The 19,780-nt window shown below is 44.8% G+C and carries 20 protein-coding genes; 8 read left to right on the top strand and 12 right to left on the bottom strand.

What is annotated here, in order from left to right; all coding sequences use genetic code 11:
* Positions 1 to 314 precede the first annotated feature (314 nt).
* From H150_RS0110680 to H150_RS0110665, 4 genes are read left to right on the top strand one after another with little or no spacing between them, the layout of a single operon-like run.
* Positions 315 to 1,274 carry an ABC transporter permease gene (locus H150_RS0110680; protein ID WP_019959057.1) on the top strand — a complete coding sequence of 320 codons (960 nt, stop codon included), beginning with the start codon at positions 315 to 317 and terminating at the stop codon, positions 1,272 to 1,274.
* Positions 1,261 to 2,214 carry an iron chelate uptake ABC transporter family permease subunit gene (locus H150_RS0110675; RefSeq protein WP_019959056.1) on the top strand — a complete coding sequence of 318 codons (954 nt, stop codon included), beginning with the start codon at positions 1,261 to 1,263 and terminating at the stop codon, positions 2,212 to 2,214. Before H150_RS0110680 ends, H150_RS0110675 begins: the two co-directional genes overlap by 14 nt.
* Positions 2,205 to 2,969 (top strand): iron ABC transporter ATP-binding protein, encoded by a 765-nt coding sequence (locus H150_RS0110670; protein WP_019959055.1) that lies wholly within the window; start codon positions 2,205 to 2,207, stop codon positions 2,967 to 2,969. The genes H150_RS0110675 and H150_RS0110670 overlap by 10 nt, the downstream gene beginning before the upstream one ends.
* A 15-nt stretch (positions 2,970 to 2,984) precedes the next feature.
* Positions 2,985 to 3,965 (top strand): siderophore ABC transporter substrate-binding protein, encoded by a 981-nt coding sequence (locus tag H150_RS0110665; RefSeq protein ID WP_019959054.1) that lies wholly within the window; start codon positions 2,985 to 2,987, stop codon positions 3,963 to 3,965.
* A gap of 74 nt (positions 3,966 to 4,039) precedes the next feature.
* Here the strand turns inward: H150_RS0110665 and H150_RS0110660 are convergent, their stop codons facing one another.
* From H150_RS0110660 to H150_RS14835, 4 genes are all read right to left on the bottom strand, one after another.
* Positions 4,040 to 4,984 carry a hypothetical protein gene (locus H150_RS0110660; RefSeq protein ID WP_019959053.1) on the bottom strand — a complete coding sequence of 315 codons (945 nt, stop codon included), beginning with the start codon at positions 4,982 to 4,984 and terminating at the stop codon, positions 4,040 to 4,042.
* A gap of 42 nt (positions 4,985 to 5,026) precedes the next feature.
* Positions 5,027 to 5,461: an OsmC family protein gene (locus H150_RS0110655; RefSeq protein ID WP_019959052.1), complete on the bottom strand. Its 435-nt coding sequence runs from the start codon at positions 5,459 to 5,461 to the stop codon at positions 5,027 to 5,029.
* Between the two features lie 167 nt (positions 5,462 to 5,628).
* The gene (ygiD, locus tag H150_RS0110650) at positions 5,629 to 6,471 is read right to left on the bottom strand and encodes a 4,5-DOPA-extradiol-dioxygenase (RefSeq protein ID WP_155970555.1); all 843 of its coding nucleotides are present in this window, start codon (positions 6,469 to 6,471) and stop codon (positions 5,629 to 5,631) included.
* Positions 6,472 to 6,654: 183 nt separating this feature from the next.
* Positions 6,655 to 7,104 carry a tetratricopeptide repeat protein gene (locus H150_RS14835; protein ID WP_019959050.1) on the bottom strand — a complete coding sequence of 150 codons (450 nt, stop codon included), beginning with the start codon at positions 7,102 to 7,104 and terminating at the stop codon, positions 6,655 to 6,657.
* Positions 7,105 to 7,382: 278 nt separating this feature from the next.
* On the opposite strand from H150_RS14835, the gene H150_RS0110640 reads away from it, so the two are divergent.
* Complete coding sequence (locus H150_RS0110640) at positions 7,383 to 7,769, top strand: lysozyme inhibitor LprI family protein (protein ID WP_019959049.1); 387 nt, start codon at positions 7,383 to 7,385, stop codon at positions 7,767 to 7,769.
* Positions 7,770 to 7,845: 76 nt separating this feature from the next.
* Here H150_RS0110640 and argS read toward each other — a convergent pair whose 3' ends face one another.
* From argS to trhP, 4 genes are all read right to left on the bottom strand, one after another.
* On the bottom strand, positions 7,846 to 9,573 hold the full coding sequence (argS, locus tag H150_RS0110635; protein ID WP_019959048.1) for an arginine--tRNA ligase: 1,728 nt from the start codon (positions 9,571 to 9,573) through the stop codon (positions 7,846 to 7,848).
* Positions 9,574 to 9,630: 57 nt separating this feature from the next.
* Positions 9,631 to 10,830 carry an MFS transporter gene (locus H150_RS0110630; RefSeq protein ID WP_211206685.1) on the bottom strand — a complete coding sequence of 400 codons (1,200 nt, stop codon included), beginning with the start codon at positions 10,828 to 10,830 and terminating at the stop codon, positions 9,631 to 9,633.
* Positions 10,831 to 10,852: 22 nt separating this feature from the next.
* Entirely contained in the window at positions 10,853 to 12,259 is a 1,407-nt protein-coding gene (locus H150_RS0110625; protein ID WP_019959046.1) for an amino acid permease, read from the bottom strand.
* A gap of 114 nt (positions 12,260 to 12,373) precedes the next feature.
* Entirely contained in the window at positions 12,374 to 13,729 is a 1,356-nt protein-coding gene (gene trhP / locus H150_RS0110620; protein WP_019959045.1) for a prephenate-dependent tRNA uridine(34) hydroxylase TrhP, read from the bottom strand.
* Positions 13,730 to 14,034: 305 nt separating this feature from the next.
* On the opposite strand from trhP, the gene pncB reads away from it, so the two are divergent.
* The 3 genes from pncB to H150_RS0110605 all read left to right on the top strand — a co-directional run bounded on the left by pncB (position 14,035) and on the right by H150_RS0110605 (position 16,557).
* Entirely contained in the window at positions 14,035 to 15,249 is a 1,215-nt protein-coding gene (gene pncB / locus H150_RS0110615) for a nicotinate phosphoribosyltransferase (RefSeq protein WP_026353654.1), read from the top strand.
* Positions 15,250 to 15,304: 55 nt separating this feature from the next.
* Complete coding sequence (locus tag H150_RS0110610) at positions 15,305 to 15,754, top strand: META domain-containing protein (RefSeq protein ID WP_019959043.1); 450 nt, start codon at positions 15,305 to 15,307, stop codon at positions 15,752 to 15,754.
* Positions 15,755 to 15,930: 176 nt separating this feature from the next.
* Positions 15,931 to 16,557 carry a TetR/AcrR family transcriptional regulator gene (locus H150_RS0110605; protein ID WP_019959041.1) on the top strand — a complete coding sequence of 209 codons (627 nt, stop codon included), beginning with the start codon at positions 15,931 to 15,933 and terminating at the stop codon, positions 16,555 to 16,557.
* Positions 16,558 to 16,602: 45 nt separating this feature from the next.
* On the opposite strand, the gene phnP is transcribed toward H150_RS0110605, so the two are convergent.
* From phnP to phnL, 4 genes are read right to left on the bottom strand one after another with little or no spacing between them, the layout of a single operon-like run.
* The gene (phnP, locus tag H150_RS0110600; protein ID WP_019959040.1) at positions 16,603 to 17,364 is read right to left on the bottom strand and encodes a phosphonate metabolism protein PhnP; all 762 of its coding nucleotides are present in this window, start codon (positions 17,362 to 17,364) and stop codon (positions 16,603 to 16,605) included.
* Positions 17,361 to 17,933, bottom strand: a complete 573-nt coding sequence (locus tag H150_RS0110595; protein ID WP_019959039.1) for a hypothetical protein — start codon at positions 17,931 to 17,933, stop codon at positions 17,361 to 17,363. The genes phnP and H150_RS0110595 overlap by 4 nt, the downstream gene beginning before the upstream one ends.
* A complete protein-coding gene (gene phnM / locus H150_RS0110590) occupies positions 17,933 to 19,075 on the bottom strand; it encodes an alpha-D-ribose 1-methylphosphonate 5-triphosphate diphosphatase (protein ID WP_019959038.1) in 1,143 nt (380 codons plus the stop codon). Before phnM ends, H150_RS0110595 begins: the two co-directional genes overlap by 1 nt.
* Positions 19,065 to 19,775 (bottom strand): phosphonate C-P lyase system protein PhnL, encoded by a 711-nt coding sequence (gene phnL / locus H150_RS0110585; protein ID WP_019959037.1) that lies wholly within the window; start codon positions 19,773 to 19,775, stop codon positions 19,065 to 19,067. Before phnL ends, phnM begins: the two co-directional genes overlap by 11 nt.
* Positions 19,776 to 19,780 lie beyond the last annotated feature (5 nt).

Here is a 19,780-nt window from a genome sequence, read left to right as displayed (position 1 = left end):
CCACAATGTTTACAGGACGCTTCAAGCGTCCTGTAAACATTGAAACAATACTGATTTGATTTATTTCTTGTCTAGGCTAAGCGGCAAAGCTGCGCTATAATGAGAACGATTATTAATTAGAAACCAGCCCTATCCACGCAGCGACCATTGAGCCCAATACAAGGCTTTGATATTCAGATTGTTTTCATTATCTGTTATTGCCCCGCTCAATGTTCATGCACAGTTCGGGTTCATCTATTGAGGCTATCTTGATTTTCACTGCGATTCATTTGCCCACATTAGCGGCTTGGTACAAGTCGAGTTAAGGGCAAACCATGTTGAAACTGCGTTTTTTACTTCCGCTTACCTTCTTACTTGGCATAACATCCATTTTCATTGGTGTGGGCAATGTCAGCTTATCGGGTTTGCTGGCGGGGCGGCCTGAAGATTGGCTTTTATTCACCCAAAGCCGCTTGCCACGCTTATTGTCCATTCTCATTGCAGGCGCAAGCTTAAGCGTTTCTGGTTTGATTTTACAAAGTTTAAGCCGCAACCGCTTTGTCTCGCCCACCACCGCAGGCTTAGAAGATTCGGCAAGGTTCGGTGTCTTACTCGCCTTAATTATGTTACCCGCTGCCACAGGCTGGTTGCAAACATCTTTGGCAATCGCCACTACCTTCGTCGGTGCTTTGATTTTCATGGCCATTTTAAACACCTTAAAACACCGTGATACAGTTTTTGTGCCTTTGGTTGGCATGATGTTTGGTAACATCATCAGCGCTATTACGGTATTTTTTGCCTTGCAATTTGATTTGCTGCAAAACATCAATGCTTGGCTACAAGGCGACTTTTCCAGCGTTTTGAGCGGTCGCTACGAAACCTTGTTTTTAAGCGTACCTGCTTTGATTTTTGCTTATTTGTATGCACAACGTTTTGTACTGGCAGGTATGGGCGAAGACTTTGCGACCAATTTGGGTTTGAATTACAAACGCACACTCAATTTGGGTTTGGCATTGGTGTCCATTGTCACCGCAGTGGTCATCGTCACAGTCGGCTCCATTCCGTTTTTGGGCTTGATTGTTCCCAATTTGGTGGCTTTGTATTTGGGCGATAATTTGAAGCTGACTTTGCCGCATACAGCGGTGGTGGGTGCTTTGTTGGTATTGGTGTGTGACATCATTGGTCGGGTGGTGATTTATCCCTATGAAATTTCAGTCAGCTTGATGATGGGCGTGATTGGCAGCGCTGTATTCTTAGCCATGTTACTCAAGAGGTACCGTCATGGCGGAATCTAAACGTTTAATCGGCTTGCTCATACTCACCGCTGTGGTTTTAGCAGGCTATTTCTTCTGGAACAACACACAAATGACGCCATTTGTGGTGCAATTGCGCCTCAAAACCATCGCAGCCATGGTCATCACTGGCATGGCTTTGGGCGTGGCAACATTATTGTTTCATGCCGTTTCCAATAATCGCATTGTCACACCGTCATCGCTAGGCTTGGAATTTTTATACGTCTTGGCCAAAACCGCTTTTGTGTTCTTTTTTGGTGCCAGCGCCTTAATGAGTATGAATGTGGTCGCACAATTTGTGTTTGGCTGTTTGACTTTGGTAGGCTTTGCCTTGCTCTTATACCAAATGTTCTTCAAAGAAGGCAAAGAGAACGTCTTTTTCTTGTTATTGGTCGGCATGATTTGCATGTCGCTGTTTTCCAGCAGCAATATGTTTTTAGGCATGTTGATGGATCCAAGCGAATTTCAAATTGCGCAAGACGCAGGTTTTGCCAGTTTCAATCGTGTGGATACCACTGTTTTGACTTTGGCAGCGGCCATCGTCATTCCCATTACGCTATACAGTTTCAGCTTATCACGACAACTCGATGTGCTAACTTTAGGTCGTGATACTGCCATCAACTTAGGCATTGCTTACGAATCATTCAGCAAAAAAGTGATGATTTTGATGGCCATCTTGCTGGCTACTGCGACGTCGTTGGTAGGGCCTATGTTCTTTTTTGGCTTATTAGTCTTGAATTTAACATTACAATGGCTGCCCACTTTTCGCCATCGCATCTTATTTCCCGCCATGATTTTGGTCAGCGTGTGCGTGTTGGCAGTCGGTCAAAGCATCGTGTTTCACGGCTTGAATTTAAAAACTGAGTTGGATGTCATCATCAATTTTGTCGGTGGCGTGTATTTCTTCTGGTTGCTTTTAAAAGCGAATAAACAATGGCAATAGACATTTCCCATTTAAACAAACGCTACGGCGACAAAACCGTGGTTGACGATGTCAGCCTGTCCATTCCCAAAGGCAAGGTAACATCATTTATTGGCCCCAATGGTGCGGGCAAATCTACCGTATTGGGCATGATGAGTCGCTTGCTCAGCGCCGATTCGGGCAAAATTTTGCTCGATGGTGCCGACATCAGCCACATTCACAGCCGTGAGATTGCCCGCAAATTGGCGATTTTAAAACAAAGTAATCATGTGGGTTTGCGTTTGACGGTGGAAGATTTGGTGGCGTTTGGTCGTTTTCCCTATTCTCAAGGCATCCTGAATGCCGAAGACAAGCGTTTCATTGATGAGGCGATTGCTTATATGGATTTGGGTGAATTGCGCACACGTTATTTGAATGAATTGTCTGGCGGCCAACGCCAACGCGCGTTCATTGCGATGGTATTGGCACAAGACACAGAATACATCTTGCTCGATGAACCTTTAAACAATTTGGACATGAAACACTCAGCACAAATCATGCGCGTGTTGCATCAATTGTGCCGTGACAAAGGCAAAACCGTGGTAGTGGTGATTCACGACATCAATTTTGCCTCCGTTTATTCCGACCACATTTTCGCCATGCAACAAGGCCGTTTGGTCTTTTCAGGCACCTCAGAACAATTGATGAGCAGCGAACAATTGGAAGCCATTTTTGGCTTTCACATGCCTGTGCATCAAATCGACGAACACCGTTTGGGTTTGTATTTTATTGCTTAACAAAGGATTGAATAAATGAAACGCTTGATTCCTGCTTTATTGGCAGCCACAGTCGCTGTCGCTTTGAGTGCTTGCGGCGGCAACACCGAACAAACTGCGAATACTACTGCAGCAGCTTCTGCACCAGCAACCGCCAGCAACACGGCATCCGCACAGCAAATTCAATTGCAAGGTAAATTGGGTACAACGCTTGTGCCTGCCAACGTAGCACGCATCGCCGCATTGGATTACACCACCATCGACACATTGATGGCTTTGGGCGCTACCGACAAAATCATCGGTTTGCCATTGGCATCGAATGTACCATCGAGCTTGGACAGCTTTAAAAATGGCAAATACATCGATTTTGGTGCGGTCAACAACATCAATTTGGAAACTTTGGCATCCAACCAACCTGAATTGATTATCAGCGCTGACCGTTTGGAAAAACAAAACGACAGCTTCAAACAAATTGCCCCAACCTACCAATACCACATCGATACGGCCAATTACTGGCCTAGCTTCAAAGAGCAAACTTTGAATATTGCTAAAGTGGTTGGCAAAACAGCAGAAGCAGAACAAAAATTGCAAACTTTAGAGACTCAAGTTTCTGAAATTGCCGCCAAAACCCAAGGCAAAACCGCTTTGATTGTGTTGGTCAACAACGACAAATTAATGGCTTTTGGTGCAGGTTCTCGCTTTGGTTTGATTCATGAAAAAATGGGTTTCACACCTGTTGACCCTAGCATCAAAGTCGGCACCCACGGCCAAAGCATTTCTTATGAATTCATCACCGAAAAAAATCCTGACTACTTATTCGTGTTAGACCGTGCTGCATCTGTAACAGGTAAAACAGGCGGCGCAGAAGCGGCGATGAACAATGACATCATCAAACAAAGCAAAGCGTTTAAAGACGGTAAAATCGTGTATTTGAATACCAACAATTGGTATTTGATGAACGGCGGTTTGAATGCAATGCAAGAAATGATTGTTGAAGTGCAAAACGTGGTGAAATAATTCACTGTTTTGCAGCAAAAAAAGCGTCCTGTAAATATTTACAGGACGCTTTTTTAAGACCATTTTACAAAGAACTAAGCGGCAATAGAGGTGGCACAATAGTGATTCCCATCCACACGCTGGAAAATATCATCCCCCAAACCACTGTCTACACACAAATTCAAACACTCTATGCCTTTTGCTTGCAACAACACTGCCGCCAAAGCAAAAGAAGGTTCAATCACTGTTTTGAAATCCGCATCCAATTTGGTGGGCAAACGGTTGTGTTCGGTTTCATAAAAACGGGGCTGATGAAAATGTTTCATGTCCACGCCTGCCAAAAAAACCCGCCGATAAGCCATCGCCGCAGCCCATTGCAACGCGGGATACACCACCGTCCCACCACCCACAAAGCCACGTTGTATATCCAAACCAAAACCAATCGCAGTATGTGCTTGCCAATACAATTGTTCAGGATGAAGCAAACTGTCTTGGTACAACATCTCAGCACTGGGCTTGGCTTGGTAAACCGGCTTTTGTCTTTCTTCCAAAATACATATTTGCGCCTTAACACCATCACGCCCAAGCAACTCATACACTTTATTCAAACAAAATACAGTGGTGATGAACACCACTTCAGGCCGCTGTAAAATCGGCTGCATCAAAGCCATTTGATCTTGGACAAAACCTTGATCAATCACCATATAATAATGACATTGAATGTGTGGCCGTCCATCCAGCAAACTCACCGCCCCATTGACCATCAACACATCCACATCAACCAACATATCCCAATTGATTTTCAATGCAGATAAACCGCTGCCCACAATGACCAACTCCCGCTGCTGCCGAGTTTGCAATGTCTGCCAAGAAATTTGTTCCACCACTTGTCCCAAACAAGAAATCTCGCACAAACGCCCTTGCTCATCGCGTTGGATGTCCACATAACGCCAAATTTTATCGTTGTGGTGCCATTCCGATGGATGCCAATAACGATACCAACGTTTGCTCAAAGAACGGATATTGATGATATTGTTCATGGTTGTTCCTCTGCAAAACCCTGATGAGCGGCCTGTAAATGCTTAAGTCGCTTGCTTTAAACCTTCAAAGCCATCTTCCAAAATGGTCTGAATCTGAATCTCACCTACCAACAATTTGTGCACAGGACACGATTCAGCCACTTTGAACAAACGTGCTTTTTGTGCCTCGTCCAAATTGCCAGTAATATGCAGCTGACGCACAATCAAACGGGCTTGCTTAGGCTGCGTTTTATCGGCTTCTACCAAACTCAAATCCACTTGCACATCTTGCACATCCCAACCTTTGTGCTCAGCATACATTTTCAAGGTCACCGCCGTACACGAACCCAATGCCGACAACAACATTTCCATTGGATTGGGTGCCGTATTGCCACCGCCCAAACTCTCAGGCTCATCCACCCACCATTGATGTTGACCATTGCTCAATTGCACGCGATACGCTTCTTGCAATAATTGTGCTTGGACGGAATGTGTCATGTTTTTCTCCCTCATTATGGGTTTAGAATGTGTACACCATAATTTCCATATCCTAGATAAGTCAAGTCAAGGTGTTTTAAGCGGTATTTTATCCATCTCAAATTGATATAAACACCACAAAAAAGCGTCCTGTAAACTTTACAGGACGCTTAAAATCATTTGCAATATCAAACTCGAGCATCAAGCCTAAACGATGTCATCGTCAACGAACCCATCACCGCTTTGTCATTAAAGAAACTCAATTCATCATTCGCTTCTTGCAAACCCAAAGCGTATAGCATCGGATAATAATGGTCTGGTGTCGGAATCGCCAAACGCACCGCCTCGCCCAAATTTTGCCAATTAGCTAGGCGTTCATACTCACGCTGCACAATCAAATCTTTGAACACATCGTTCGCTTCCCAAGCCCAATCAAAACCAAAAGCCTCATCCAATTGTGCGGTGCGGCTCATCATGCGCAAGTTGTGCACCATATTGCCACTGGCAACAATCAATACGCCTTTGCGACGCAAAGCCGCCAATTGCTTACCCAAAGCAATGTGATAAGCGCCATTTTGGCTATAATCAATGCTCAATTGCACCACAGGCACATCCGCCTCAGGAAACACATGCGTCAACACACTCCAAGTCCCATGGTCCAAACCCCATTCCATGTCTTCGTGCACTTTTGTCAGACTGATGTTTTGAATGGTTGCTTGTACCAAACCGGCATGTCCTAAAGCAGGATATTGCATGTCAAACAATGCTTTCGGAAAACCACCAAAATCATGAATGGTTTGCGGTTTTTCCATCGCGGTAACAGCGGTGCCGCCTTGTGTCAGCCAATGCGCTGAAATGGCCAAAATCGCAGCAGGCTTAGGCAAATTGGCACCAATTTGTCGCCATTGACGTGTAAATTCATTCAATTCCAACGCATTCATCGGCGTACCATGACCAAAGAAAAACACAGGCATGGTTTCGGTATCAGGTAAATGGCGACCCATTTGGTATAAATCATGTAAGTTGTTCATGTCAGTGTCTTTCATCAATCATGGAATGTCTTCATTTTAAAACAAGCATGCCCAATAAAACAGACACCATACAGCGACAAATCGTTTCCAACTAAGAAACCATTAACCCCTTCTTTGACTGACAGGCGATAAAAAGCAGACTCTGTTCATCACAATCTGCTTCAAAAATATCTTATCAATGACTCAATGCATTTGACTTAAACGAGTGGGATACCAATCAGGTACCCCAGCCTCACCAAACCAATCTTGTGCACGCAACACATTGGCACTCAAACCCAAGCTGCCATCATAATAAGCATAAGCCAAACGCAATTGTGCCTCGCGGAACGATTGTGCCGCACTTTTTTCATACCATGCCAAAGCCTGCTGCACATCCACACCCACACCCAAACCATGCTCATACGCCATACCTAATTTATATTGCGCTTGGGCATCGCCATATTGAGCATAACGTTGCTGGTGCAAAAACAATGTTTGATTGTCCACATTCGCCTCACCACGGTAAAAATTATTTGGATTGAGCACGCTGCGATCATTGCGCTCAGGCACAGCAGCCACTTCTCCAAACCATTCGGAAATATTGGGAAGTTTCACCGCAGGCGAAGACATGATTAAAATATAACTGACACACATGAGCAAAAACCCGTGATTTAAATGCACAACACTGTCCTAAAAATACAAAAAAGCGCCTGTTAGCGCTTTTTATAAATAAATTAATATTAATATCTAAATTAAATGCATTATAACCCTATTTAATTGAAAATTCAGCCATAAATTAAAAAATCTTGATAAAATCAATCGTACTCATTTTAATAGACAATCAAATTTTTCACATTGACACTGAGTATTTAAGCTTGCAGCATGGTATTTTGGTCAGGCGGCTAACCATTTTAAGACACAAGAGGTTTTGTATGAAATTCACTTCTGTATGGTTCATTGGTGCTTTGATGACAATCAGCGCAGTAGCGTATACCCAACCCACTTACGACCCCGAATGCTATGCCAAAGCCCAATATGCTCAAGATGCGCAAAGATGTAACCAAATCCGACACCAACATTTTGACCGTATCCTCAACCAAAGCTACCAAGCCTTGCTAAAAAAACAATCCAAAACAGGCCAAAAATCCTTGCGCCAAATACAACGTGCTTGGTTACAAGAGCGCGATGACGTTTGCCATGAATTGGTCGCCAAGGCGGTGGTCAGTGCAGGTCAAATTGGTGATGCGTGTTTTGCTGATTGGACCGAAGAACGCGCGCTCACCATGCGTGTATGGTTGCAAAAAAACAAGCGTTTTTAAAACCATCAAGCGGCCTGTAAAACATTTACAGGCCGCTTGATTCATGACTTTCTATGCTTTGAAGCCATATAAATGCTTACATCACGTCCAATACCTCAATGCCCAACAAATCCAAGCCTTGCTTCAAGGTTTGACCAGTCAATTGAGCCAAAGCCAAACGAGAAGCCAACACCTCACCCTCAGCTTTCAAAATCGGACATTGCTCGTAAAAACGACTGAATAAAGTGGCTACGTTGTATAAATAGCTTGCCAAATGATGTGGGTAAGCGCTGTCCGCCACTTGCGTCAACACATCTTCAAATTGCAACAATGCCAATGCCAACTGTTGCTCAGCAAACGCTTCCACTTGCACTTGACCCGCAGCCACATTTTGCTCGGCCGCTTTGCGCAACACACTTTGTACACGAGTATATGCATATTGCAAATATGGTGCGGTATTGCCTTCAAATGACAACATTGTTGACCAATTGAAAATATAGTCTGATGTGCGAGATTTGGCCAAATCGGCATATTTCACGGCACCAATACCAACCGTATGACCAATGTGTGCCGCAGCATCGTCTGCCAAATCGGTATTTTTAGATTTGACCAAAGCCGTCGCACGCTCTTCGGCTTCTTTTAACAAGTCCATCAATTTGACCGTACCACCATCACGGGTTTTGAACGGTTTACCGTCTTCACCCATCATCGTACCAAACGCAATGTGTTCAGCCGCCACGTGTTCAGGCAAATAACCTGCTTTGCGCGCGGTGGTGAACAATTGTTGGAAATGCAAAGCCTGACGCGCATCGACCACGTATAACAAACGGTCGGCATTGAATTCGCTCACAGAATGGCGAATGGTCGCCAAATCAGTCGTAGAATACAAGAAACCACCACCTGCTTTTTGCACGATGTAAGCGGCATCATCGCCTTCTTTGTTTTTGAATTCAGGCAAAAACACCACTTTAGCGCCATTAGACGCCACCGCCAAACCGCGCGCCATCAAATCATCCACGACAGGCTGCAAATCATTGTTATACGCCGACTCACCGATGACATCGTCAGGCGTGAGCAAAACGCCCAATTTGGCATACACTTCTTCAGCATGCTCCATAGAAGACGCGACAAATTGACGCCACAAATCCAAAACCGCGTCGTCACCGCTTTGCAATTTCACCACATAATCGCGCGACAAATTGGCAAAGTCTTCATCTTCGTCAAAACGCACTTTCGCGCCACGGTAAAAGCCTTCCAAATCAGACAAAGCCATATCCGCATCGCCCGTTTTTTGCTGTTCGACCAAATACGCCACCAACATACCAAACTGCGTACCCCAATCACCCACATGGTTTTGGGCAATCACTTTGTGACCCAAACGCGTCAAAATACGGTTCAAGCTGTCGCCGATGATGGTTGAGCGCAAATGACCAACGTGCATTTCCTTAGCCAAATTAGGCGAAGAATAATCAATGACGATGGTTTGTGGGTTCGCCACAGGCACGATATTTAAATTGTCATCGTTCAAAGCGGCCTGTAAGGCTTGATTCAAAAAAGCACTGTTCAAACGCAAATTGATAAAGCCCGGACCTGCCACTTCAGCCGATGCAACAATGTCTTGTTTGGCAGCCAAAAAAGCCGCCACTTGCGTTGCCAAGTCGCGCGGATTGGTTTTGCGGCGTTTGGCCGCCCCCATCACACCATTGACTTGGTAATCACCAAATTCAGGCTTGCCCGCAGGCTGCAATAAAATCGCGTCTTCGTTCAAGCCAGCTTGGTTGAAAGCGTCCTGAACCACTTGAGATACGGTTTGATGTAAATTCATATTTTTCTTTGCTTAGGGCAATCGCCCTGAAGGGAAGGTTTGTCAAAAATCCAATAATCAATGGCTTTGGCGTTCGCGTTTGCTCGGTCCCACATGGTATAAAAACATGCTGATTAAGACCAAAATCGCCATCATCACATACAAGTATTGAAACCCTGTGAATGGCAACAACAAACCCAATACAAACGGTCCAAAGCCCAAGCCAATTTCCATGGCGATGAAAAAAGTGGTGGTGGCAACACCGATGCGGTGTGGCTCTGCCATGCGCACGATGATCGCTTGGGTGCTCGATTGCATATTGCCAAAGCCCAAACCCATTAACACCGCGCTGCCAAGCAACATCATACCATTGTCTGCTTGACTCAATAAGCCCAAACCCAATGCAAACAAAATGAATGCGGGATACATAACGGCATTGGCACCATGGCTGTCTAACAAGCGGCCTGTAAACGGTCTAGACACCAATACCGCCAAAGCATAGACCAAGAAAAACCATTTGGCAGTGTTGAGTAAGTCTTGCTCTGTGGCATACAAATTAATGAATGCCAACACGCTGGCATAACTCAAAGAAATCAACATCAAAACCCAAAACACAGGCAATGCTTTGACTTCAAAATATTTATTGATGTTAAAACCGTGAGAGACTTGCTGGGTTTTAGATTGGTGCAAAGCAGGCATAGGCATGATAAATGCCAAAACCCAAATCGCCACAGAAATGGCCGTACACAAACCGAATAACACATTAAAGCTTGAGTATTGCATCAATGTAATGCCCACAAACGGTCCAATGGCCGTAGCCAAAGTGCTGCTCATGCCAAAATAACTGATGCCCTCGCCTTTGCGTGCTGCGGGTATGATTTGAGCTGCCCACGTGCCGATAGCCGTACTGGACACGCCCACCATGAAGCCTTGGGCAAAGCGGGTCAATAACAACAACTCAATGTTGATTTTGATAAAATACAACAAGCTCGCCAATGCAAAGCCACTCAAACCCAACATCAAAGTTGGTTTTAAACCCATTTTAGGCATTAAACTGCCTATGCTCAAACGCCCAACCAAAGCCCCCACAATGAACAAACCTGTAATCAGGCCGCCCATGCTGAGGCTGGCTTGGTATGCTTGTTGCGAATAAACCGTAATAACCACCAGCAATAAGTAAAATACCAAAATCAACGCAAAATTAATGAGGCCAGCAGCAATGAAATGCCGTGTCCACAAACGATAGCTAGCCATATTCGGCGATATCACGTCACTCATATATTCTGACCTTTTCATCCCATCAATCTTGTTTCAAATCCACGTCTTTTAATGCAATCAGACGGGTTTTGTAACGGAATTTGTGATAAAGGAAAAATGCTAAGAAAATCGGCACGCCCATATAGGTAATCAGCATCGCGCTCCAATCGACTTTGCCATGTAACAGCAAATCGGTGTCTTGTCCTGCAATCACCAACACACACAACACCAAAGCAAGCAAAGGACCCATCGGAAACCATTTGGCTTTGTACACCAATTCGTTCACATCTTTGCCTTGCAAGACATAAGCACGACGGAAACGGTAATGGCTGATGGCAATACCTAACCACGCGATAAAGCCAGTCAAACCAGAAGCGGCCAAAATGTATTGGTATGCTTGGTCATTGCTCAATTCAATGCCAAAAATCACCATCACCACCACACTGGTCAAAGCCAATGCCCACAAAGGGTTGCCGTCTTGGTTGGTTTTGGCAAACGTTTTGTAAGCCATGCCATCTTTACCCATGGCATATAACATGCGAGTAGAAGCATACATACCCGAATTGCCTGCCGATAAAATCGAAGTCAAAATCACCGCATTCATCAATGCCGCAGCAAACGCCCAACCCGCTTTTTCAAATACCAACGTGAATGGCGATTTGGCAATTTCATCCAAATTCGCGCCTAACAATTGCGGACTGGTATAAGGAATCAGCAAACCAATCACCAAAATCGCTAAAATGTAAAAAATCAAAATACGCCAAAACACTTGTTTGATGGCTTTAGGGATATTGGTTTGTGGGTCTTCTGATTCGCCTGCTGCCACGCCAATCAACTCGGTGCCTTGGAATGAAAAACCTGCAATCAAAAACACACCCAAAGCCGTTAAAAATTGGCCACTGAAGCCATCGCCCAAGAAAGGTGCATCACCTATGGTGAAGTTTTGAAAGCCGACATATTCGCCACCCAAAATGCCAAAAATAGTCAACAAACCCACAGCTAAAAATACGACCACCGTCACCACTTTGATCAAAGCAAACCAAAATTCTGATTCACCATACACCCGCACCGACAACGTATTCAACCCTATGATGACCGCCAAAAACAATAAGCTCCAAGCCCAAGAAGGCATGAATTGCATCGGTTCCCAATAAGAAATCACCAAAGCGGCAATCGAAATATCAACGGCAATCGTAATCACCCAGTTAAACCAATAATTCCAACCCAATGCAAAGCCCAAAGAAGGATCGACAAAACGGCTGGCATACGTGCTAAATGACCCTGCGACAGGCAAATATGTCGCCATTTCACCCAAAGAAGTCATTAAAAAATACACCATCAAACCAATGGCAGCATAAGCAAACAATGCCCCACCCGGACCTGCACTGTGAATGGCTTCACCACTGGCCATAAACAAACCCGTACCAATACAACCCCCAATGGCAATCATCGACAAATGTCGCGCTTGGAGATGCCTTTTTAATTCTGTATTATTTTGATTATTCTGCATATTTAAAGCAAAATCAGGCTGCCGAAACTCGGCAGCCTGATTATTTTTCCTAATTTAAGAAGAAATGATGCGAGCAAGCAAAGCTTTGTCTTTGCCTTGCATATTTGGAATGCGCACTTGAATGCCATTGCCTGGCGCCACATCGACACGTTCACCTTTGCGTTCGATGGTTTCTAACACCACTGTTTGGTTGCCTTGCGGGTGAATGACTTCGATTTTATCCCCCACAGAGAACTTGTTTTTCACCTCAACCGTTGCCCAACCTTCAGCATCCACATCAATCACATTGCCAACATATTGACTTTGTTTTGCCAAAGAATGACCATTCAAATAGTTTTGGTATTCTTGGGTTTGGTGGCGTTCCAAAAAGCCTGGCGTATAACCACGGTTGGCCAAACCATCAAGCTCAGCGAGCAAGCCCAAATCAAATGGGCGACCTGCAACCGCATCGTCAATCGCTTTGCGGTAAGACTGCGCCACACGAGCCACGTAATACATAGACTTGGTACGGCCTTCTACCTTCAACGAATCCACACCAATTTCAGCCAATTTGCGCACTTGTTCAATCGCACGCAAATCTTTGGAGTTCATGATGTAAGTGCCGTGTTCGTCTTCCATAATCGGCATCAATTCACCAGGACGATTAGACTCTTCAATCAAGAATACTTTGTCCGCAGCAGGATGGCGCACTTGGCCATTGATGCCTTGGAACATGCTGTCGGCTTCTTCTTTGTCACCATGGAAATTGAAACCATCCAAGCGTTGTACATCGCCTGCGGCATCGTTTTCAGTATCGTGTACTTTGTAATCCCAACGGCAAGCATTGGTGCACGTGCCTTGGTTCGGATCACGACGGTTAAAATAACCTGACAATAAGCAGCGGCCTGAATAAGCAATACACAAAGCACCGTGTACAAATACTTCCAGTTCCATGTCTGGACATTCTTGGCGAATTTCAGCGATTTCGTCCATAGACAATTCGCGCGACAAAATAATGCGCTCTACGCCGATTTTTTCCCAGAACTGCACGCCCCAATAGTTGGTAGTATTCGCTTGTACTGACAAGTGAATCACCGCATCAGGCCAACGGTCTTTGACTTTCATAATCAAACCAGGATCGGCCATAATCAACGCATCAGGATTCATTTCCATGATGGGTGCCATATCATCTAAGTAAGTTTTCAACTTAGAATTGTGCGGCAAAATATTGCTGGCCAAGAAGAATTTTTTGCCACGAGCGTGAGCTTCTTCGATACCTTGTTGCAATTCTGATAATTTTGAAAACTCATTATTGCGCGCACGCAAGCTGTAACGCGGTTGACCGGCATACACCGCATCGGCACCGTAATCAAAAGCGGTACGCATGCGCTCTAAACCGCCAGCAGGCAACAGTAATTCAGGTGATTTCATGTTTGTGGGTCTTGTGATGTGTGTTCAGCGCCAAAGCAAACAGCCGCTCAGCGCACAAATAAATAAAGCCCCTAAGGGCACGGCTTAATAATAAATTATGCGCTTTTTTGACTTTTAGGTCAATTTACACCCTAGTTTAAAAAATCAATTTACAAAAAATATCAACCACTTATGTTATTTAAATTTCAAAACAAAGTTCACACAAATACGGTATTTGAGTACAAATACCGCCCAAAACACACACAAGCCAGACAAAGCATGCTTTAATGTCCTTGTTTATCAAAACCCACGACTGCATGAGCAATATGAATACGCGTCCTGTCATCATCCAATCTTTATTGGATACCGATTTGTACAAATTCACCATGTTACAAACGGTGTTACATCAATTTCCACAAACCCACAGCGTCTATCATTTTCGTTGCCGCAATTATGACAACATTGCCTACCCTTTGCATGAAATCAAAGCCGAGTTAGACCAAGAATTGGACATATTGTGTGAGTTGAGTTTCACCCAAGACCAATTGGATTATTTGCGCTCGATGCGTTTTATCAAAAGCGATTTTGTCGATTATTTAGAGTTGTTTCGTCTAAAACGGCGCTTTATCAAAACTTGTGTTGACGCTGAAAACCGCTTAGACATCATTGTAGAAGGTCCGATGATACAAGCGATGTTTTTTGAAATTTTCGTGTTGGCCATTGTCAACGAATTGTATTTCCGCCGTTTGGAAACGCCTGAAGTGTTGGCAGAAGGTGAACGTCGCCTGCAAGCCAAAGCCGAATTATTGCGCCAATACGACCAGATACAAGGCGATGGTGAGCCGCCATTTTTAATTTCCGATTTTGGTACCCGCCGCCGTTACAGCTATGCGTGGCAAAAACATGTGATTCAAACCTTACATGCCGCTGCTCCGCGCATTTTACGTGGTACTTCCAATGTGCATATCGCCAAAGAATTGGGCATCACACCGATTGGCACCATGGCACACGAATTCATGCAAGCATTTCAAGCTTTGAACAATGTGCGTTTGCGTGATTTTCAAAAAGCGGCTTTGGAAAGTTGGGTGCACGAATACCGCGGTGACTTGGGTATCGCGTTGACCGATGTAGTCGGCATGGATGCGTTTTTAAACGATTTTGACTTGTATTTTGCCAAGTTGTTTGACGGTTTGCGCCATGATTCAGGCGACCCATACGAATGGGGCGACAAAGCGTATGCCCATTACCAAAAATTGCGTATCGATTCACGCACCAAAATGCTGACGTTCAGCGATGGTTTGGATTTGGAAAAATCTTGGGCTTTGCATCAATATTTCAAAGACCGCTTCAAAACCAGCTTTGGCATTGGCACCAATTTAACCAATGATTTGGGGCATGTGACTTTGAATATTGTGTTGAAATTGGTCTTGTGCAACGGTCAATCGGTTGCCAAAATTTCCGACACCCCCGGCAAAACCATGACCGACAACGACACTTTCTTGGCTTATTTGCGTCAAGTATTTGGTTTGCCAGAAGCATAAAGCATCCTAAAGCGATGCAGTGTGTCGATATCTATTGGTTTACAGGACGCTTGTAATGTTAAATGGTTTGAAATATTTATGTTTGAGCATGATATTGATATTGGGTTTGAGCGCTTGCCAAAGCGTTCCACTTGAAACTTCAACGCCACCTGCCATACCCATGACCCAAGCCAAAGGCGAATGGTCTTTGGTAGACATGACCGCGCCCAATGAGTTTGATATGAGCCAATTGCGCTATCGCATCAGTTTGCGCATCACGCGCCAAGAATTCAGCTTGGCCGCGCCTTGCTCACGCTTATTAGGACATTATCGCAGTAGCGCAACTGTCTTGCACTTTCAAAACATTGAGCAACGCGATATCGTCTGCGCCAATGTTGATGAAGCTTCATCGCTGCACCATTTGCTGCAACAAACCCAATATTATCGCATGTCTTCCGAAGACAGCATGCAATGGTTAGACCAACACAAGCAAGTGTTGGCTGTCTGGCAACGCATTTATTTATAATTGATTTGCATATACTATTTTCATGCTATTAAAGCGTCCTGTAAGCTTTACAGGACGCTTTATCCTTATGTCCGCCTGAAATGATATTTGAAACGTGCATTTGGCATTGAGCATCTTAAATCAACCATATTACAATGAGCACTTTACTTCATTTCGTTTTACAGAAAGCCGTATCCATGACGACCACTTACAAACGCTCTTCGACCATGCAAGCGCGCTTGGAACAAAATAAAAAAGCCATTTTTCAGGCCGCTCGGACTTTGGTAGCCAAAGGCGGTTTTAAAGAAGCTCAAATGGTGGCCATTGCAGAGGAAGCGGGTGTTTCAACAGGTTTAATTTACCGTTATTATCCTAACAAACACGAATTGCTGGTGGAAATTTTGGCGCAAGCAAATCAACAAGAAGTCGACATTTTAAATGCCATCATCGCGCGTCAAGACGAAGATGTGGTGCACAAATTGCGCAGTGCCGTCATGACATTTGTTTGTCGGGCTTTGAGTGGTCCCCATTTGGCGTATGCCTTCATTGCCGAACCCGTAGACACTTATATTGAAGCTGAACGTTTGCGCTGTCGCCGCTTATTGTCCAATACTTTTAAAACTTTATTATTGCTAGGAATGGCTGAAAAAACCTTTGCCATTGACGATGTCGACACCACTTGTGCATGCATTGTCGGTTCCATGCTCGAAGGCGTTATCAGCCCTGTCACACCCAGCACCGAAACCATACATGACAAAGTGCGTTTGGCATCGTGGATTGCCGATTTTTGTGTCAATGCCGTGTGTAAACAGCCACAGCCATAAAATAAAAATGCTGCCTTGAAAGCAGCATTTTTTATCATTCATGCTTCAAGCAAAATGCCGTTGCATGCCATCGTGTGCCAAGACAAATTTAGGTGGCAATGGTTCTTGTAAATGGGCAACCCATTCATCCATAGCATGACCAATGTGCGTCAAAATCATTTCTTTACAGCTTAATACCGTTGCCAAATATTGCACCATATTAAAATCATTGTGATTGCGAGGCGTTTTCGCTTGTGGTGGATATGCACAATCAATCACCAAAGCATCCAAATGCACACCACTCAAATAAGCCAATGTCTCATCAGGCAATCCTACCGTATCGGTCAAATAAGCCACTTTGCTGTTACCATTGTCAAACAAATAACCCAAAGTAGGTTTGGAATGGTTCATTGCCAAAGCGGTAACGATCACATTCTGCCATTGCCAAGCATCACCATGCGCCAAACGCTTTGAAAAATCCAAAATACCAGAATGTTTCAATAAATCGGCAAAACCCTCATCATCATGCGGCCCCAATACTTGTATGGATTCGCCCACGCCCCAACGCAAATGCAACAAGCCTTGTACATGATCGGCATGGTAATGCGTTTGCAAAATGTGTTTCAACGTCCCCTTAGGGAAACGCTCCGCCAAATCAGTTAAGCCACTGTCAATGAGCAATTTGTGCCCATTGACTTCCAATAAAGCCGAACATGGCAAACGGCGATAAATTTTAATGGCTTGTGCCCGCATGCATATGAAACATTCACAACCATAAACGGGAATTTGCGCAGCATCTCCCGTTCCCAGCAAAGTCAAAGACATCATGCTGCCGTCTCCAACAATGCCAATTGCTGCATGTGCTCCATAAACTGTTGGTATACCGCTGGTACCGATTGATTGGCATCCAACACCACACATTCATCAGGCAAATGCTGCAACATCGCCACCGAGCGCGCTACTCTGGCCTCAATTTGCGCCAAATTTTCTCGACCTCGACCGAGCAAACGCGCCGTTTGCACCTCAGCGCTGACTGCCAAATAAACGGGTACACACACATTTTTCCAAGCGTCATCCAAAGCCTGAAAATGTTCACGCGAGCCATTGATTAAAACCATTTTCCCAGCATCCAAAGCGGTGTGGATTTCTTGACAAATGGCATATTGGTAACCATTTGCCTGCCAATGAAACGCAAACAAACCCTCATGTTTTGCCGCTGTAAATGCCTCAAGCGGCATGTAAACATGTTGTTCTAGCTGCGTTTCATTTACAGGACGCGTGATATAACGACGTGGAACATAAACCGCTTCAGACAAATGATTTTTTAACTGAGCAATCAATGTGTCTTTGCCTGAACCTGAAGCACCCATCAAATAAATCAAACGCCCTTTTCCCATCAAAATACCCGCTTTCCGCTCTTCCAAACTTGCTGTACCAACGGCAAATTTTGGTGTTTAACATGCACCAAATCGGCAATCTGACCCACCGCAATTTCGCCTCGATCATATAAATGCACCGATTGAGCAGGGTTTTTGCTGACCGTGCGTATCGCTTGCGGCAAAGTATAGCCAATATGCTCTTGCGTTAACATGAAAGCGGCCTGTAACAAACTGTTTGGATAATAATCGCTCGATAAAATATCCAATAAGCCCAATTGCGCCAAATAATGTGCCGAAATATTGCCTGAATGTGAGCCTCCACGCACCACATTAGGCGCACCCATCAACACTTTCAAGCCTTGTTGATGCGACAAACGAGCAGCTTCCTCTGTGGTTGGGAATTCGGCAATTTCCATCCCCAAACCCACCGATTCGTCCACATGTGCTGCCGTGGCATCATCATGGCTTGCCAATGCCAAATCGTATTCACGGCAAAATTCGGTAATCGACAAACGATTGGGTTGACTGTATTTTTGTGCATTAGCGACCTGTAACTCTGAAAAATCGTCCATTTGTGCATCGGTCAAACCATATTTACCTTGATAATACTCGCGGTATTTTTCAATTTTGGCAAATTGGCGCTGACCTGGTGAATGGTCCATGATGGAAACCAAACCCAAATGCTGATTGTCTTTGAGCGCCATGAAACGCTCATACGTGCTTGGATGTGCCACCTCACAACGCAAATGGATTTTGTGCTCCGCTCGCGTTAAACCCTCTTGTTGACTGGCAGTAATTGCGTCAAGCATGGGTTTTAAGTTGGTCAAACGGTCGCCCTTAGGACTGATGTCACCAACAGCCAAAGCATCAAATACCGTTGTAATGCCCGACGCAATCATTTGGCTGTCATGTCCAATCACCGCCGACATAGACGGCCAATTCACACTTGGGCGGGGATTCATGAATTTTTCCAAATTATCGGTATGCAATTCTACCAAACCGGGAATCACATAATCCCCGCCAAAATCTTGCGCTTGCGGCAAAGTCGACAATGAAGTATCTATGGCTTTGATGACACCGTCCTGTAAAAACATCGAACCCCAAACCACTTCATCGGCCAACACCATCTTGACATTGCTTAAAATTTGCTCATTGGACATGGCTAGAAACCTCATTGGCAGAGACGTTAAATTGTTTGTCACCGATGGCTTGGCGTACGGTTTGGTCATGAAAAATGCCGACCATCGCCGCACCTTTGGCTTTGGCTTCTTGCATCAAATCCACCACCACTTGGCGATTGGTTTCATCCAACGACGCCGTTGGCTCGTCCAACAACAACACATCCCAATCCACCATAAATCCACGGGCAATGTTCACGCGCTGCTGCTCACCACCTGAAAACGTGCTCGGTGCCAAAGCCCACAAACGACTTGGAATGTTCAAGCGACCAAGCAAATCTTCTGCACGTTCTCGTGCAGCGTCTTCGCTCCAGCCACGCTCTAAAGCAGGTTCCATCACCACATTCAAAGTCGACACTCGAGGAATGGTTTTCAAAAATTGGCTCACATAACCGATGGTATGGCGGCGCAATTGCACCACGCTGCGAGGGTCAGCGCCGACCATTTCTACCCATGTATCGCCTTGTTTGACTTGTAAGCTGCCACCCGTTGCCAAATAATTGCCATAAATCATTTTCAATAAAGTCGATTTGCCACTGCCTGAGCGGCCTGAAAAAATCAAGCATTCGCCACTTTTGGCAGTGAAATTCAATTGCTGCAATACGTCCAATTGCACACCGTTTTGTTGGTGCAAAATAAATTGTTTACTCAGGTTTTGTGCCTGTATGCGTACGTCTGTCATGTCAA

The sequence above is a fragment of the Vitreoscilla stercoraria DSM 513 genome (assembly GCF_000382305.1).
GTDB classification, from domain to species: domain Bacteria; phylum Pseudomonadota; class Gammaproteobacteria; order Burkholderiales; family Neisseriaceae; genus Vitreoscilla; species Vitreoscilla stercoraria.
The sequence above is the reverse complement of the archived record's forward strand: the minus strand, read 5'-3'. Positions and strand labels throughout refer to the sequence as shown.

Coding starts and splice junctions, on each gene's coding strand:
- H150_RS0110625 (WP_019959046.1), bottom strand. CDS start 12,259: ATGATTGCCATTGGGGGTTGTATTGGTACGGGTTTGTTTATGGCCAGT.
- H150_RS0110610 (WP_019959043.1), top strand. CDS start 15,305: ATGTTAAATGGTTTGAAATATTTATGTTTGAGCATGATATTGATATTG.
- H150_RS0110605 (WP_019959041.1), top strand. CDS start 15,931: ATGACGACCACTTACAAACGCTCTTCGACCATGCAAGCGCGCTTGGAA.
- H150_RS0110630 (WP_211206685.1), bottom strand. CDS start 10,830: ATGAGTGACGTGATATCGCCGAATATGGCTAGCTATCGTTTGTGGACA.
- trhP (WP_019959045.1), bottom strand. CDS start 13,729: ATGAAATCACCTGAATTACTGTTGCCTGCTGGCGGTTTAGAGCGCATG.
- ygiD (WP_155970555.1), bottom strand. CDS start 6,471: ATGAACAACTTACATGATTTATACCAAATGGGTCGCCATTTACCTGAT.
- H150_RS0110595 (WP_019959039.1), bottom strand. CDS start 17,933: ATGGGAAAAGGGCGTTTGATTTATTTGATGGGTGCTTCAGGTTCAGGC.
- pncB (WP_026353654.1), top strand. CDS start 14,035: ATGAATACGCGTCCTGTCATCATCCAATCTTTATTGGATACCGATTTG.
- H150_RS0110660 (WP_019959053.1), bottom strand. CDS start 4,984: ATGAACAATATCATCAATATCCGTTCTTTGAGCAAACGTTGGTATCGT.
- phnP (WP_019959040.1), bottom strand. CDS start 17,364: ATGATGTCTTTGACTTTGCTGGGAACGGGAGATGCTGCGCAAATTCCC.
- H150_RS0110655 (WP_019959052.1), bottom strand. CDS start 5,461: ATGACACATTCCGTCCAAGCACAATTATTGCAAGAAGCGTATCGCGTG.
- H150_RS0110680 (WP_019959057.1), top strand. CDS start 315: ATGTTGAAACTGCGTTTTTTACTTCCGCTTACCTTCTTACTTGGCATA.
- phnM (WP_019959038.1), bottom strand. CDS start 19,075: ATGTCCAATGAGCAAATTTTAAGCAATGTCAAGATGGTGTTGGCCGAT.
- phnL (WP_019959037.1), bottom strand. CDS start 19,775: ATGACAGACGTACGCATACAGGCACAAAACCTGAGTAAACAATTTATT.
- argS (WP_019959048.1), bottom strand. CDS start 9,573: ATGAATTTACATCAAACCGTATCTCAAGTGGTTCAGGACGCTTTCAAC.
- H150_RS0110670 (WP_019959055.1), top strand. CDS start 2,205: ATGGCAATAGACATTTCCCATTTAAACAAACGCTACGGCGACAAAACC.
- H150_RS0110640 (WP_019959049.1), top strand. CDS start 7,383: ATGAAATTCACTTCTGTATGGTTCATTGGTGCTTTGATGACAATCAGC.
- H150_RS0110665 (WP_019959054.1), top strand. CDS start 2,985: ATGAAACGCTTGATTCCTGCTTTATTGGCAGCCACAGTCGCTGTCGCT.
- H150_RS0110675 (WP_019959056.1), top strand. CDS start 1,261: ATGGCGGAATCTAAACGTTTAATCGGCTTGCTCATACTCACCGCTGTG.
- H150_RS14835 (WP_019959050.1), bottom strand. CDS start 7,104: ATGTGTGTCAGTTATATTTTAATCATGTCTTCGCCTGCGGTGAAACTT.